The sequence below is a fragment of the Rhizobium sp. WSM1328 genome (assembly GCF_057653715.1).
On record NZ_CM172788.1, the window covers coordinates 4114274 to 4127852 of the forward strand.

The 13579-nt window shown below is 61.0% G+C and carries 14 protein-coding genes; 6 read left to right on the forward strand and 8 right to left on the reverse strand.

Annotation, left to right across the window (positions count from 1 at the left end; genetic code table 11):
* Nucleotides 1-103: 103 nt before the first annotated feature.
* Nucleotides 104-613: an invasion associated locus B family protein gene (locus tag AC2444_RS20470; protein WP_003543638.1), complete on the reverse strand. Its 510-nt coding sequence runs from the start codon at nt 611-613 to the stop codon at nt 104-106.
* A 336-nt stretch (nt 614-949) separates the two neighbouring features.
* Between AC2444_RS20470 and AC2444_RS20475 the strand changes: the two genes are divergently transcribed.
* The gene (locus AC2444_RS20475; RefSeq protein ID WP_012759346.1) at nt 950-1510 is read left to right on the forward strand and encodes a sigma-70 family RNA polymerase sigma factor; all 561 of its coding nucleotides are present in this window, start codon (nt 950-952) and stop codon (nt 1508-1510) included.
* Nucleotides 1511-1566: 56 nt separating this feature from the next.
* Here the strand turns inward: AC2444_RS20475 and AC2444_RS20480 are convergent, their stop codons facing one another.
* Nucleotides 1567-1959, reverse strand: a complete 393-nt coding sequence (locus tag AC2444_RS20480; protein WP_012759347.1) for a YkvA family protein — start codon at nt 1957-1959, stop codon at nt 1567-1569.
* Nucleotides 1960-2039: 80 nt separating this feature from the next.
* Nucleotides 2040-2345, reverse strand: a complete 306-nt coding sequence (locus AC2444_RS20485; protein ID WP_012759348.1) for a 4a-hydroxytetrahydrobiopterin dehydratase — start codon at nt 2343-2345, stop codon at nt 2040-2042.
* A 35-nt stretch (nt 2346-2380) separates the two neighbouring features.
* Here AC2444_RS20485 and AC2444_RS20490 point away from each other — a divergent pair, with 35 nt between their 5' ends.
* A complete protein-coding gene (locus AC2444_RS20490; RefSeq protein WP_012759349.1) occupies nt 2381-2881 on the forward strand; it encodes a low molecular weight protein-tyrosine-phosphatase in 501 nt (166 codons plus the stop codon).
* On the opposite strand, the gene thpR is transcribed toward AC2444_RS20490, so the two are convergent.
* Entirely contained in the window at nt 2788-3381 is a 594-nt protein-coding gene (gene thpR, locus AC2444_RS20495) for an RNA 2',3'-cyclic phosphodiesterase (protein WP_003543644.1), read from the reverse strand. The two genes, AC2444_RS20490 and thpR, sit on opposite strands and share 94 nt — an antisense overlap.
* Nucleotides 3382-3449: 68 nt before the next feature.
* Nucleotides 3450-4094 carry an arylesterase gene (locus AC2444_RS20500; RefSeq protein WP_012759350.1) on the reverse strand — a complete coding sequence of 215 codons (645 nt, stop codon included), beginning with the start codon at nt 4092-4094 and terminating at the stop codon, nt 3450-3452.
* 71 nt (nt 4095-4165) lie between these two features.
* On the opposite strand from AC2444_RS20500, the gene AC2444_RS20505 reads away from it, so the two are divergent.
* The 4 genes from AC2444_RS20505 to AC2444_RS20520 all read left to right on the forward strand — a co-directional run bounded on the left by AC2444_RS20505 (nt 4166) and on the right by AC2444_RS20520 (nt 8990).
* A complete protein-coding gene (locus AC2444_RS20505; RefSeq protein WP_012759351.1) occupies nt 4166-4873 on the forward strand; it encodes an ABC transporter ATP-binding protein in 708 nt (235 codons plus the stop codon).
* Nucleotides 4870-7413, forward strand: a complete 2544-nt coding sequence (locus AC2444_RS20510; protein WP_012759352.1) for an ABC transporter permease — start codon at nt 4870-4872, stop codon at nt 7411-7413. The genes AC2444_RS20505 and AC2444_RS20510 overlap by 4 nt, the downstream gene beginning before the upstream one ends.
* Before the next feature lie 180 nt (nt 7414-7593).
* The gene (locus tag AC2444_RS20515) at nt 7594-8322 is read left to right on the forward strand and encodes a Bax inhibitor-1/YccA family protein (RefSeq protein ID WP_012759353.1); all 729 of its coding nucleotides are present in this window, start codon (nt 7594-7596) and stop codon (nt 8320-8322) included.
* A gap of 110 nt (nt 8323-8432) precedes the next feature.
* Entirely contained in the window at nt 8433-8990 is a 558-nt protein-coding gene (locus AC2444_RS20520) for a GNAT family N-acetyltransferase (protein ID WP_041935590.1), read from the forward strand.
* 6 nt (nt 8991-8996) lie between these two features.
* Here AC2444_RS20520 and AC2444_RS20525 read toward each other — a convergent pair whose 3' ends face one another.
* From AC2444_RS20525 to acnA, 3 genes are all read right to left on the reverse strand, one after another.
* Nucleotides 8997-9398 (reverse strand): DUF2794 domain-containing protein, encoded by a 402-nt coding sequence (locus tag AC2444_RS20525; protein WP_041935591.1) that lies wholly within the window; start codon nt 9396-9398, stop codon nt 8997-8999.
* A gap of 315 nt (nt 9399-9713) precedes the next feature.
* A complete protein-coding gene (locus AC2444_RS20530; RefSeq protein WP_012759356.1) occupies nt 9714-10454 on the reverse strand; it encodes a DUF1223 domain-containing protein in 741 nt (246 codons plus the stop codon).
* A gap of 234 nt (nt 10455-10688) precedes the next feature.
* Nucleotides 10689-13379: an aconitate hydratase AcnA gene (gene acnA, locus AC2444_RS20535; protein ID WP_012759357.1), complete on the reverse strand. Its 2691-nt coding sequence runs from the start codon at nt 13377-13379 to the stop codon at nt 10689-10691.
* Nucleotides 13380-13579: the final 200 nt, after the last annotated feature.

Genomic DNA, 13579 nt, shown 5'->3' on the forward strand with positions numbered 1-13579 from the left:
CTGTTGCGCGGCCTTTAGCATCATTTTGCCCGCGCGTCACTATAGATGGAAACGACAAGAGCCGGCGCAAGGCCGGCCCTCGAAGCTCTGACAACAAAAAAGCTTACTTGCAGGTTTCGATCTGCTTCAGCGCAGCCGAGATACCCGAGAGCGAATAGCTGTAGGAGGTGCCGGTGCCCTTGCGCGAAACGGCATTGACCGTCATCGAATGACCGGTCTTCATCGCGGCGACGAGGGCCGGCTCCTGGGCAGCGTTCTCGACCCAGCCGGCCTTGTCCTTGGTGAACATTACGAAGGTCTTGTTGTCGATGACGACGTTGATCTTCGAATTTTCCTTGACCGTGTAGCCCATCATCGCCTGCGGCTCGTAGGAGATATTCTGGCCCGGACGTTGGGAGACGATGAAGAAATTGTCGCCGTGGTCGACGCTTGCCGGCTGCTTTGCCGTCGGAACGGACAGCACGTAGCAGACGGTGCTGCTGCCCGACTTGTAGGAGTAAGCGCCCCATGCCTGGAACTGCTGGATGCGGTTCGGCGCGGCCTGCTGCGCTGTCGCAACTCCGGCCATAACAAGGGTGAGTGCGAGAGCGGATACGATACTTTTTACAAACATGGATTCCTGCCGGTTCTTGCGATTCAAGGCCCGAAGCGATCATAGCGGGCGCCGCATAATCACGATCTGCTTTATTTTGACTTAATTCAGGTTACCAAATGGTCAACGATAGCTGCGATTTGTATGTGCCTGTGTCATTTCAGCTCGAGTGTCAATTTTCGCCCCTTTGACGGTATCGACCGCGACACCGTGCCCCAATGGCACTGGCCGTCCGTTCGGCTGAATTTAAGACACAAAGATTCAGGCAAGAGTTTGACCTTTCCCAAATCCGTTGTACCTCAGTAAGACTTGGAAATCCGAGACGAAATTATTGCCGCAGGGGGCTGGTGAGGGGATATGGATGCCGAGGAAAGACAGCGTTTCGCTGCCCTCGCGAAGGCCGTCGCGAACGATCGCGACCAGCAGGCCTTTTCCATCCTGTTCGACTATTTCGCACCCCGCCTGAAAGCCTGGCTGATGCGCCAGAGGATGACATCAGGCGAGGCTGAGGAACTGGTCCAGGAGATCATGATCGTGCTCTGGCACAAGGCAGAGCTCTACGATGCCACGCGATCTTCCCTCTCGACCTGGCTTTTCCGTATTGCCCGTAACCGCCGCATCGACATGCAGCGGCGCGCCAACACCCGCATCTTCGATGAGACCGATCCGGCCCTGCAGCCGCCGGCCGATATCGGCGCGGAAGAAATCATCGCCAATGACGATCGCGACGCCAAGATACGCGCCGCCGTCGGCCAATTGCCGGAGGAACAGCGCGACATGCTGCGAGCCGCCTTCTTCCTCGGTCAATCGCATTCGGAGATCGCCGAAGCGACCGGACTGCCGCTCGGCACGGTGAAGTCGCGTATCCGGCTTGCCTTCGGCAAGCTCCGCAAGGTGCTGGAACGCGAAATCGCCTGACGAATGTCGCCCAAAGTGGGCAGCGGTTTTGGAAGGACGAAAGATCGCGACGCGCTTTAGATCGTCTTCATCGCTTCTTCCGGCCGGTCGGCGAGAACGCGGTCGGCCGCTTCGTAGTGGCCCGGCCGGATGTGGCCGCGCACCATGGCGAAGGCAGCCGAGAGCACGGCGATGTCGTCGGAAAAGCCGATGACGGCGAAAATATCCGGGATCATGTCGATCGGCATGACGAAATAGGCGAGTGCTGCAAGCAGTACGCCGCGCACCTTCGTCGGCGTCTGCGGATCGAGCGCGCAATAGAAACCGGCAACGACATCGCGCGAGAACGGGATCTGCCGCACGGCCCGCCGGAATGTCGGCCAGAATTTCTGCCTGACGGTCTTCTCGCGCCGGCTCTGGGTGTCCTCGTCGCCCGGCAACAGGATTTCCCCGAATTTGACCTCGTCCATCCCTGCATCCCTTTTGTCCATGCGAACATATGGTGACGGCGCCCAGTCTTTCAATCGGCCCCTTTCAATCGGCCCCGCTTTCAAGCAACACGTCGCGCCGCAGCCTTCTCCATGGCTTTGGCGAGCTTGAAATCCAGCTCCGTCAGCCCGCCGGCATCATGCGTGTTCAGCGTCACATCCACCCTGGAATAGACGTTGAACCATTCGGGATGGTGGTTGAGCTTCTCGGCCGCAAGTGCTGCCTGCGTCATGAAACCGAAAGCCTCGACGAAATTTGCGAACTTGAACGTCTTCGATATTGACGAACCCGCATCATTGAGCGCCCAGCCCGAAAGCTCGGTCAGCTCAGCCTCAACCGCCGTCCGTTCCAGTTTTTCCATTTTCATGCCATGCTCCTCTTCTCTGTCCGACAGGTTCACCGATGAAACGCATCAGCATCCTTTTCGTTTGCATGGGCAATATATGCCGTTCTCCGCTCGCGGAGGGAATTTTTGGCCACCTCGTCGCCGAGGCCGGCTTGACCGGCGATTTTACGGTCGCTTCCGCCGGCACCGGCAGCTGGCATGAAGGCGATCCGCCCGACCGGCGTTCGATCGCCACCGCGAAAAACCACGGCATCGACATATCGGGGCAGCGCGCCCGGCGCATTCAGTCGAGGGATTTCATGGATTTCGATCTGATCCTTGCCATGGACCGCGACAACCTGGCGGCGCTCAAAAAGAGCGCGCCGCATGGGGCGAATATCCACCTTTTCGGTGATGCCGCGCTGGGAACGGGAGAGAATATTCCCGATCCCTATTATGGCGGTCCTGAAGGTTTCGAACTGGTCTACACCAGGCTCTTGACCGGCTGCTGCAGGCTGCTCGAAACGCTGGGCGTCGAGCGTGCCTCGTGCAACGGGAACACTTCCTCGGTGAGGTAAGGCCCTCCACCGACCGATTCGCGTGACGAAAGCAGCACGAAGCGCGGTGCGGTGAAGGTTGCTGTGTGGAAGTTGCCGCGTCCGGCCAGATATTGCACGACGTCGTCGAGCCGCGAGGATTTCAGCCGCGCCAGCGTCACATGCGGCATGAATTTGCGGGGATCCGGCGGCAGGCCGATGCGCTGGCAGATCCGCTCGATCTCGCCCTGCAGGGCATACATTTCAGGCGATTGCGAGACGCCGGCCCAGACCGAATGCGGTTTCTTCGAACCGAAGGAACCGATGCCTTCAAGCCGGAACTGGAATTCCGGCCGGTCGATCCGGTCGAGGCGTTCAACGATTTCATCGGCCGTGCGGCCGTCGACATCACCGATGAAGCGCAGGGTGATGTGGTAATTCTCCACATCGATCCATCGTGCTCCGGGGAGGCCACCGCGCAGCAATGAAAGACTCATCGCCGCATTGCGCGGAATTTCGAGGGCGGTAAACAGTCTCGGCATCACGAGCACTCCCCGAATCTTTTGCAGGTGCTCACACGGAATCATGCAATCAATAACCGCGCAAGCCCCTATTTCTTCACAGAAGAAATCGTTTCGACGAAATTTGTGACAGCAGGCTCCATCTTTTCGACCATGACGTCGACACCTTTCGTATTTGGATGCATGCCGTCGTCGAGCTTCAACCCAGCCTCCAGTGCGACGCCGTCGAGGAAGAAGGCATAGAGTGGAAGCCCATGTTTTTCCGAGAGCTTCTGATAGATCGGGTTGAATCGTGCGGCATAATCCGCTCCCATGTTCGGCGGCGCTATGATACCGGCGAGCAGTACGGCAATCCCACGCTCCTTTAGCCGGGTAATCATCTGATCGAGATTCTTCGCGCTCTCCTCTGGCGGGATGCCGCGCAACGCGTCATTGGCGCCAAGCTCGAGAATGACCCCATCGGTGCCGTCGGGTACCGACCAGTCGATGCGCGCAAGGCCCCCTGTCGTCGTGTCGCCGGAGACCCCGGCATTGGCGATGGCGACGTCGAGGCCCTTCGCTTTCAGGGCCGCCTGCAGCTTTTCCGGAAAGCCGTCGCCGGGCGGCAACTGATAGCCCGCCATCAAACTGTCCCCAAAACCGACGAGATTGATTGTCCGGGCATCGGCCGCAGTGGCAAGGATCAGCGCGACGGCGATGACGGTGAATTGAAGGGCGGCAACTTTAAATCTCATTCCAGCTTCCCTAGATTGGCGAAGTGCCGTTATGCGGCCATTCGATTACGGACTTATATAGGCGATTTCTGTTGGCAAAAACCATTATCGAGTTGAAGGGCGCCGATCTGACCCTCGGCAGCGCAGCCGCCTCCGTCCATGTGCTGAAGGGCATCGATCTCGATATCACTGCCGGCGAATCCGTCGGCATCGTCGGCCCTTCCGGTTCCGGCAAATCCACCCTGCTGATGGTGCTTGCCGGGTTGGAAAAACTCGACAGTGGTGAGATCAACATCAACGATACGCCGCTCCATAGCCTCAGCGAGGACCAGGTCGCCGATTTCCGCGGCCGCAACATCGGCATCGTCTTCCAGTCCTTCCACTTGATCGCCAACATGACGGCGCTGGAAAACGTCGCCGTGCCGCTCGAACTCGCCAATGTCAGCAACGCCTTCGAGATCGCTCATCGCGAGCTGAAGTCGGTCGGCCTCGGCGAACGGCTGAACCACTATCCCGGCCAGCTTTCCGGCGGCGAACAGCAGCGCGTGGCGATCGCCAGGGCGCTCGCCCCCTCGCCCGCCCTGCTGATCGCCGACGAGCCGACCGGCAATCTCGATACCGAGACAGGCCGCCAGATCGCCGACCTTCTGTTCTCCAAGCAGGCCGAACGCGGCACGACCCTGCTTCTCGTCACCCACGACGTCTCGCTCGCAAACCGATGCTCGCGCCAGATTCGCGTCCGCTCCGGCAGGATCGAAGGCGACAGCGCCGCCCGCCGCAGCGAAGCGGCGATCGCATGAGGATAATCACCCCACGCGTCTCGCTCGCTTTTCGCCTGGCGCTGCGCGAGCTGCGCGGCGGCATCCGCGGCTTCTACATCTTCCTTGCCTGCATCGCGCTCGGCACCGGCGCCATTGCCGCCGTCAACTCCGTTTCGCAGTCGATCACCGATACGATCGCCTCGCAGGGGCAGGAACTGTTGGCAGGCGACGTCCGCTTCGAACTCAACAACCGCGAAGCCACGCCTGAGGAATTGGGTTTCCTCGAAGGCCTCGGCACCGTTTCGGTGTCAACCGGCCTGCGCTCGATGGCCCGCAAGCCCGACGGTTCCGATCAGGCGCTGGTCGAGGTCAAGGCTGTCGATGACGCTTACCCGCTCTACGGCAAGTTCGTGGCCGAGCCGGACTATTCGCTTGCAGCCCTGCTTTCGGGCCAAGGCGGCACCTATGGTGCGGTCGCAGCGCCACTGCTTCTCGATCGGCTCGGGCTTGCGGTGGGCGACGAATTGCTGCTCGGCAACGTCAAGCTCAGCATCACCGGCACGGTGAAAACCGAGCCGGATGCACTGTCGGAAGGTTTTGGCTTTGCGCCGCGCCTGCTTGTCAGCCGCCAGGCGCTCCAAGCCTCCGGACTGATCCAGACCGGAAGCCTGGTCGAACATGCCTATAAGATCCGGCTGGGCGACAAGGGCGCGATGTCGGGCATCCAGGCGCGCGCCTCGAAGGAATTCCCCTCCGCCGGCTGGGCGATCCGCACCAGCGACCGTGCCGCGCCCTCGCTCACCGAAAACATCACCCGCTTCTCGCAGTTCCTGACGCTGGTCGGCCTCACCGCACTGATCGTCGGTGGCGTCGGTGTCGCCAATGCGGTGCGCGCCTTCCTCGATTCCAAGCGCACCACCATCGCCACCTTCAAATGCCTCGGCGCCCCGGCGCAGGTCGTCGTTCTGATCTATCTCTTCCAGATCGCCATCATCGCTCTCGGCGGCATCCTGATCGGCCTCGTCATCGGCGCCCTGTCGCCGATGCTTGCCGCGCAGTTCCTGGCGCAATTCCTGCCGGTCTCGACCGTGCCGACGCTCTACCCCGGCGCCCTGCTGCTCGCCACGTTCTTCGGCATCCTGACGACGCTCGCCTTCGCCATCCTGCCGCTCGGCCACGCCCGCGAAGTGCCGGCGACCGCACTGTTCCGCGAGCAGGGCTTCGAGGCCCGCCACCTGCCCTCCTGGCCCTACATCCTGCTTGCCGCCCTATTCATGGCCGCCCTTGCCGGGCTTGCCATCCTCACCGCCTATGACCGCTTCATCGCTGTCGTCTTCGTTGGCGCGATCGTCTTCGCCTTCGTCGTCCTGCGCCTCGTCGCCGCGCTGATCGCCTGGCTCGCGCGCCGCAGCCCGCGCGTCAATTCGCCGGCACTGCGGCTTGCGATCGGCAATATCCACCGCCCCGGCGCACTGACGCCCTCAGTCGTGCTCTCGCTCGGCCTTGGCCTGGCATTGCTGGTGACCCTGACCCTGATCGACGGGAACCTGCGCCGGCAGCTGACCGGCCGCATGAACGAGGGTGCGCCGAACTTCTTCTTCGTCGATATCCAGAGCGCCGAGGTCGGCGCCTTCCGCGATCTCGTCCAGGGCCAGGCGCCGCAGGGCAAGCTCGTCGAAGTGCCGATGCTGCGCGGCCGGATCATCGCCTTCAACGGCGAGGACGTCACCAAGATGAACGTGCCGGCCGCCGGCCGCTGGGTGCTGAACGGCGATCGCGGCATCACCTATGCCGAAACCCTGCCTGACAACGCCGCCCTCACCGAAGGCAAATGGTGGGACAAGGATTACAGCGGCGAGCCACTCGTCTCTTTCTCCTCGGAAGAGGCACATGAGCTCGGCCTCAAGATCGGCGATAAAGTCACCGTCAACGTGCTCGGCCGCAACATCACGGCGAAAATCGCTAATCTGCGCCGCGTCGAGTGGGAATCGCTGTCGATCAATTTCGTCATGGTCTTCTCGCCGAATACCTTCCGCGGCGCCCCGCATGCGTGGCTGGCGACCCTGACCGATCCCTCTTCGACACCGGCCGAAGATGCGGCGATCCTGAAAACCGTCACCAACACCTATCCGACGATCACCAGTGTGCGCGTCAAGGACGCGATCGATATCGTCAACCAGCTGGTCGCACAGCTCGCGACCGCGATCCGCGCTGCGGCCTCCGTCGCCCTTTTCGCTTCCATCCTCGTCCTTGCCGGCGCGCTTGCCGCCGGAAACCGGGCGCGCACCCACGACGCGGTGGTGCTGAAGACGCTCGGCGCCACGCGCGCCATGCTGATCCGCGCCTTCAGCTACGAATATCTAATCCTCGGCCTCGCGACTGCGATCTTCGCGCTGATCGCCGGCAGCGTCGCCGCCTGGTTCATCGTCGCCCGCATCATGCGTCTGCCCTCGACCTTTCTGCCCGACGTCGCGGGACTGACGCTTGTCACCGCGCTCGTCCTGACCGTCGGCATCGGCCTGATCGGCACCTGGCGCATCCTCGGGCAGAAGGCGGCACCCGTCTTGCGCGAGCTTTGACCGGGCAGCGGCACCCAAACCCTTCACCTTACGGCGATTTAACCGATCGAGCCTTTGCAAGCCTCTTGTTTGCAAAGGGCGAAAGCCTCATATTATCCGCAGGCATGCTGGAGCTCCGCAGCGGCGCCCGGGTCGAAAACCCCGACACCGTATTTCCATCGGAGCTTGTAAGAGGAAACTATGGCTGATCTTCGTAACTATCAAAGCCGCGCTCAGACCGGCGAGATGATTGATCAAGGCCTGCGCGCTTATATGCTCAAGGTCTACAACCTGATGGCGCTGGGTCTGGCGATCACCGGTGTGGCCGCATATCTGTCGTTCCAATTCGCCTTCGCCAATGGTGAGCTGACCGCTTTCGGTCAGGCGATCTATGTAAGCCCGCTGAAGTGGGTTGTCATTCTGGCGCCGCTGGCTCTGGTGTTCTTCCTGAGCTTCCGGATCAATACGATGACGGTGGCCGCCGCCCAGACGACCTTTGCGGTCTACGCCGCGCTCGTCGGCCTGTCGCTCTCGTCGATCTTCCTGATCTACACGGGTCAGAGCGTCGTTCAGACCTTCTTCGTCACCGCCGCCTCGTTCGGCGCGCTGTCGCTTTACGGCTACACGACAAAGCGTAATCTGTCGGCGATGGGCTCGTTCCTGATGATGGGTCTTTTCGGCCTGATCATCGCCTCGATCGTCAACATCTTCCTGGCGTCGTCCGCCGTGCAGTTCGCGATCTCGGTACTCGGCGTACTGATCTTCGCAGGCCTCACGGCCTACGATACGCAGCGGATCAAGGAATTGTACCTGGAAGCCGATGACGTCGCCGTGGCCGGCCGCAAGGCGATCATGGGTGCGCTGACGCTCTATCTCGACTTCATCAACCTCTTCATGTTCCTGCTGCAGTTCATGGGCAACCGTAAATAAGCAGGGCAGACTGAGATCGAAAAGGCGGCTTCGGCCGCCTTTTTTGTTGCGCAGGCTTTCACGGAATGGTTTTAGAAAGCCCCTGCCGCCCTTATGGATATGCTGCTGAAATGTCCTTCCTCCTGCGCGATGCTTCGAACGCCGATATTCCCGCCATTGCCGATATCTATCGCGAATCGGTCCTGAACGGCGTCGCGAGCTATGAGATCGTCCCGCCCTCCGAGGCCGAGATGGCGCAACGTTTTGCGGCCATCGTCGGCCAGCAATATCCCTATATCGCAGCCATCGGCACGGACGGGGCCTTGCTCGGCTACGCCTACGCCTCGGCCTTCCGCACGCGTCCTGCCTATCGCTGGCTGGTCGAGGATTCGATTTATCTGGCGCCGCAAGCCCGCGGCCGCGGCATCGGCAAGGCGCTGCTCGCCGAACTGATCATCCGTTGCACCACCCTCGGCTTTCGTCAGATGGCAGCCGTCATCGGCGGCGCCAGCCCCGCCTCGATCGCGCTTCATCGCACGGCCGGCTTCGAGGAGGTTGGTCTGATGAAGGGCACCGGCTACAAACACGGCCGCTGGCTGGATACGATGTTCATGCAGCGCGCCCTCGGTGAGGGTATGAGCGCAGATCCGGACCCGTCGACCTATCCCGGCACGCTGTTTAACGGCTGATATGGTTTACTTGTCGACGAGCTTCAGGGCCTTGTCGAAGACCTTCAGCACCTGGTTCAGCTCGTGACCGCGCTTCAGGATCGTGCCGTTGACGCTGATCACGCAATAGGCGCCCTGCTTGGCGGCGAGCTTCGGGTTTTTCTCGATGCGGAAGAGCGGCATTTCACCGGAACGCTTGAAAACGGAAAAGACCGCCCTGTCCTTCAGGTGATCGATGGCGTAGTCGCGCCATTCACCATCACCGACCATCCGACCGTAGATCCAGAGGATCGCGTCCAGTTCGCGCCGGTGGAAGGTCACCGGAAGCGGGTCCTTGCTTTGCTTGTATTCCCTGAGATCGACGACGACTGAGGAACTGTGGTCGACGGAACGGCTTTCGCCGTGTCGCAAATCCGGCTGATCTGTCATCAGTCTCACAAGGCCTCCACATATGACAGGAGAGTGACAGTTTGCCCGAGCTGCCGCAAATTGCAAGAGTGCCGGCTGTCACATTCAGCCGCACTACAGCGCCGCGCGTCTCTCGGGCAAGGGCGCTGGGCAGGCCAACGCTTTCTCCGCAGCGCCGCATTTCAGTCAAAACAGCGCCTCATTTGCAGGAGATTTATGAGCTCCAGTTTGGCGCCAGCGCGCCAAAGGGCCCGGCGGAGCGTATCGACCTTAACCCCAGCCCCGAATACGCTCGGCCGGGCCGCCCCAGCATTTCATCCGCAGCCGGATGAAATTTCAGATATTTTTGCCAGCCATCACCACGGTCGCGCCAAGGATCGCAGCCGGATCGCCGTCTGCGGTTGCCGATTGAAGCAGAATCGCGCAGCCCTCGAGCTGCGGCCGCTGCAGCACGCTGGCCGGCAGCGTCAGACTGGTCGCCTTGCCGTCCCACATGCCGACGGTTTCGACATTGGTGACGCTGTGGAGATAGGAGATCTTCTGGCCGCTGTTCTCGCCCTTTTCGACGTCGATGGTCTTTTCCTTGTCGAAATAGACCATCACGACATTGGCTTTGCCCTGTCCCGCGCCGATCTTGATCTCCAGCTCATCGCCGCGCATCGCGGCACTGATCGGAACGGTCAGCCCATTGCCTTCGCTGCTATAGGTGTCGATCTGGCTGTTGATGCCATTGAGATCGGCGCCGGCCAGATGGCCGCGTCCATTGACGATCGCCTGCGGCGTGTAGACGTTGCTGCGGCCCATTGTCTTGGCATAGCCATACTGCCGCTCGGTATTTTCCTTGGAACTCAGCGTATCGGCCCAACCGAGATAGTTCCAGTAATCGACATGATAGGCGAGCGCGATGACATCGCCCTGGTTCACCAGCTTGCGGAAAGCGGCATCAGCAGGAGGACAGGAGGAGCAGCCCTGCGCCGTGAAGAGTTCGACGACACCTTTCGGTGTGCCGTCTTCGGCCTGCAACGGGCCCGAGAGAACAACGCCGGCGATCAGCGGAATCAAAAAACGGGGGGACATTCACCTGCACCTCTTTTTCAGCGCCGACGGCATGTTGGAACCGGAGGCCCTGACATATGAACGTACGAATAATCCTTCCGGGTTCAAACGAAAAGTCACGAACGGGTGAGACGTAGCTAGACGGGAACTTGCGTAAAACAAATCATCGTGAGCCCCGTTTAAAGACTGTCGCCGCAAAGAAAAACCGCCGGAAACTGCTCTCCGGCGGCCATTATCATGTGAGTGTCTTAAAAATCAGGCAGCGAGGTCGCGCAGAACCGTCTGCAGGATGCCGCCATTGTTGAGGTAGACTACCTCGTCGAGCGTATCGACGCGCGACAGCAGCGGAACCTCCTTCACGGTGCCGTCGCCATAGGTGATCCTGGCGATCTTCTTCTCGCGTGGCTTGATCTTTTCCAGACCTTCGATGGTGACGAGTTCGTCGCCCTTGAGGCCGAGGCTCTGCCAGGTCGTGCCCTCTTCGAAGACGAAGGGGATGATGCCCATGCCGACCAGGTTCGAGCGATGGATGCGCTCGAAGGATTGGGCGACCACCGCCTTGACGCCGAGCAGGTTGGTGCCCTTGGCAGCCCAGTCGCGGGAGGAGCCATTGCCATATTCGACACCGGCGAAGATGACGAGCGGCACGCCTTCCTGCTTGTACTGCATCGCGGCGTCGTAGATCGAGGTCTCTTCCTTCGACGGGTAATGGATGGTGTAGCCACCTTCCTTGCCGTTCGGGCCGAGCATGTGGTTGCGGATGCGGATATTGGCGAAGGTGCCGCGCATCATCACTTCATGGTTGCCGCGGCGCGTGCCGTACTGGTTGAAGTCGGCAACGGCGACGTCGTGGTCGATGAGGTAGGCGCCGGCCGGCGATGCCGCCTTGATCGAACCGGCGGGCGAGATGTGGTCGGTGGTGATCTTGTCGCCGAACAGGCCGAGGACGCGGGCGCCCTTGATGTCGGAAACGCCGCTGCCCTTCTTGCCCATGCCGACGAAGTAGGGCGGGTTCTGCACATAGGTCGAATTGTCGTCCCAGGCATAGGTCTGGCCCGGCGGGATCTGAACGGCCTGCCAGTTGACGTCGCCCTTGAAGACGTCGGCATACTTGCTTTCGTAAAGCTCGCGGGTCACGTATTTCAGGATGAATTCCTGAACTTCCTTCGAGGTCGGCCAGATGTCCTTGAGATAAACCGGGTTGCCGCTCTGGTCCTCGCCGATCGGCTCCTTGGTCAGATCCGTCTGCACCGTGCCGGCAAGCGCATAAGCGACGACCAGCGGCGGGGATGCGAGATAGTTCGCCTGCACGTCGGGCGAGATGCGGCCTTCGAAGTTGCGGTTGCCGGACAGAACGCCGGAAACGATAAGGCCCTTGTCGTTGATCGTCTTCGAGATCGGTGCCGGCAGCGGGCCGGAATTACCGATGCAGGTGGTGCAGCCGAAACCGACGAGGTTGAAGCCAAGCTTGTCGAGGTCGGCCTGCAGGCCCGACTTGGCGAGATATTCGCCGACGACTTGGCTTCCCGGTGCCAGCGAGGTCTTCACCCACGGCTTCGTCTTCAGTCCCTTGGCAACGGCGTTGCGGGCAAGAAGGCCGGCGGCGATCAGCACTGACGGGTTGGAGGTGTTGGTGCACGACGTGATGGCGGCGATCGCCACATCGCCATGGCCGAGATCGAAGTCGGTGCCTTCGACGGCATAGCGGTTGTTCAACTGGCCGGGCTTCTTGTAGTCGGCATCCATCGAGCCGGCAAAACCGGTCGCGATGTTCTCAAGCGAAATGCGGCCTTCCGGACGCTTCGGGCCGGCCATCGACGGCACGACATCGTTCAGATCGAGTTCCAGCGTATCGGTGAAGACGAGCTCGGAACCGTCGCCCTCACGCCACATGCCCTGGGCCTTCGAATAGGCTTCGACGAGGGCGATCCGGTCATGCGTGCGGCCGGACATGGTGAGGTAGTTGATGGTTTCGCCGTCGACCGGGAAGAAGCCGCAGGTCGCGCCGTATTCCGGGCCCATGTTGCCGATCGTCGCGCGGTCGGCGAGCGGCATGTTGTCCATGCCGGGGCCGAAAAATTCGACGAACTTCGAAACGACGCCCTTCTTGCGCAGCATCTGCACGACGGTGAGAACGAGGTCGGTCGCCGTGACGCCTTCCTTGAGTTTGCCGGTCAGCTTGAAGCCGATGACTTCGGGCAGCAGCATCGAGACCGGCTGGCCGAGCATCGCAGCTTCCGCTTCGATACCGCCCACACCCCAGCCGAGAACGCCGAGACCGTTGATCATCGTCGTGTGGCTGTCGGTGCCGACGCAAGTATCCGGATAGGCGATCGTCTCGCCGTCCTCTTCCTTGGTCCAGACGGTCTGGCCGAGATATTCGAGATTGACCTGATGACAGATGCCGGTGCCGGGAGGCACGACGCGGAAATTCTTGAAGGCCTGCTGGCCCCACTTCAGGAAACGGTAGCGCTCGCCGTTGCGCTGGTATTCCAGCTCGACGTTGCGGGCGAAGGCCTGCGGCGTGCCGAATTCGTCGACGATGACGGAGTGGTCGATGACGAGATCGACGGGAACGAGCGGGTTGATCTTCTCGGGATCGCCGCCGAGCGACACCATCGCGTCGCGCATCGCGGCAAGATCGACGACGGCGGGAACGCCGGTGAAGTCCTGCATCAGCACACGCGCCGGGCGATAGGCGATTTCGTTTTCGACCGCACCCTTGTTGTTCAGCCATTCGGCGACAGCCAGGATGTGCTCCTTGGTGACCGACTGGCCGTCTTCGAAGCGCAGCAGGTTTTCGAGCAGCACCTTCATCGAATAGGGAAGCTTCGACACGCCGGCCAGACCGTTTGCCTCAGCCTTGGGCAGGCTGTAATAGACATAGTCCTTCCCGTTGACGGAAAGCGTGGAACGACAATTGAAACTGTCAAGAGATTTAGACACGAGATACCCCGTTTCTGATAGCCAACACAGTCGTGCGAACGCCTATGCACTTAATGCACATCAGGATGCGGGTACGGCCATTTCCGCTGTCCGCACGTGGAACAGACGCTCCAAGTTCGGCGCAAGGATGAAATTCACGCCGACCGCTGGCGTGGTTGCAGGTCTTATAGATAATTTCCTAAAAACTTGCCATACCCGAG

Coding starts and splice junctions, on each gene's coding strand:
- AC2444_RS20470 (WP_003543638.1), bottom strand. CDS start 613: ATGTTTGTAAAAAGTATCGTATCCGCTCTCGCACTCACCCTTGTTATG.
- AC2444_RS20475 (WP_012759346.1), top strand. CDS start 950: ATGGATGCCGAGGAAAGACAGCGTTTCGCTGCCCTCGCGAAGGCCGTC.
- AC2444_RS20480 (WP_012759347.1), bottom strand. CDS start 1,959: ATGGACGAGGTCAAATTCGGGGAAATCCTGTTGCCGGGCGACGAGGAC.
- AC2444_RS20485 (WP_012759348.1), bottom strand. CDS start 2,345: ATGAAAATGGAAAAACTGGAACGGACGGCGGTTGAGGCTGAGCTGACC.
- AC2444_RS20490 (WP_012759349.1), top strand. CDS start 2,381: ATGAAACGCATCAGCATCCTTTTCGTTTGCATGGGCAATATATGCCGT.
- thpR (WP_003543644.1), bottom strand. CDS start 3,381: ATGCCGAGACTGTTTACCGCCCTCGAAATTCCGCGCAATGCGGCGATG.
- AC2444_RS20500 (WP_012759350.1), bottom strand. CDS start 4,094: ATGAGATTTAAAGTTGCCGCCCTTCAATTCACCGTCATCGCCGTCGCG.
- AC2444_RS20510 (WP_012759352.1), top strand. CDS start 4,870: ATGAGGATAATCACCCCACGCGTCTCGCTCGCTTTTCGCCTGGCGCTG.
- AC2444_RS20515 (WP_012759353.1), top strand. CDS start 7,594: ATGGCTGATCTTCGTAACTATCAAAGCCGCGCTCAGACCGGCGAGATG.
- AC2444_RS20520 (WP_041935590.1), top strand. CDS start 8,433: ATGTCCTTCCTCCTGCGCGATGCTTCGAACGCCGATATTCCCGCCATT.
- AC2444_RS20525 (WP_041935591.1), bottom strand. CDS start 9,398: ATGACAGATCAGCCGGATTTGCGACACGGCGAAAGCCGTTCCGTCGAC.
- AC2444_RS20530 (WP_012759356.1), bottom strand. CDS start 10,454: ATGTCCCCCCGTTTTTTGATTCCGCTGATCGCCGGCGTTGTTCTCTCG.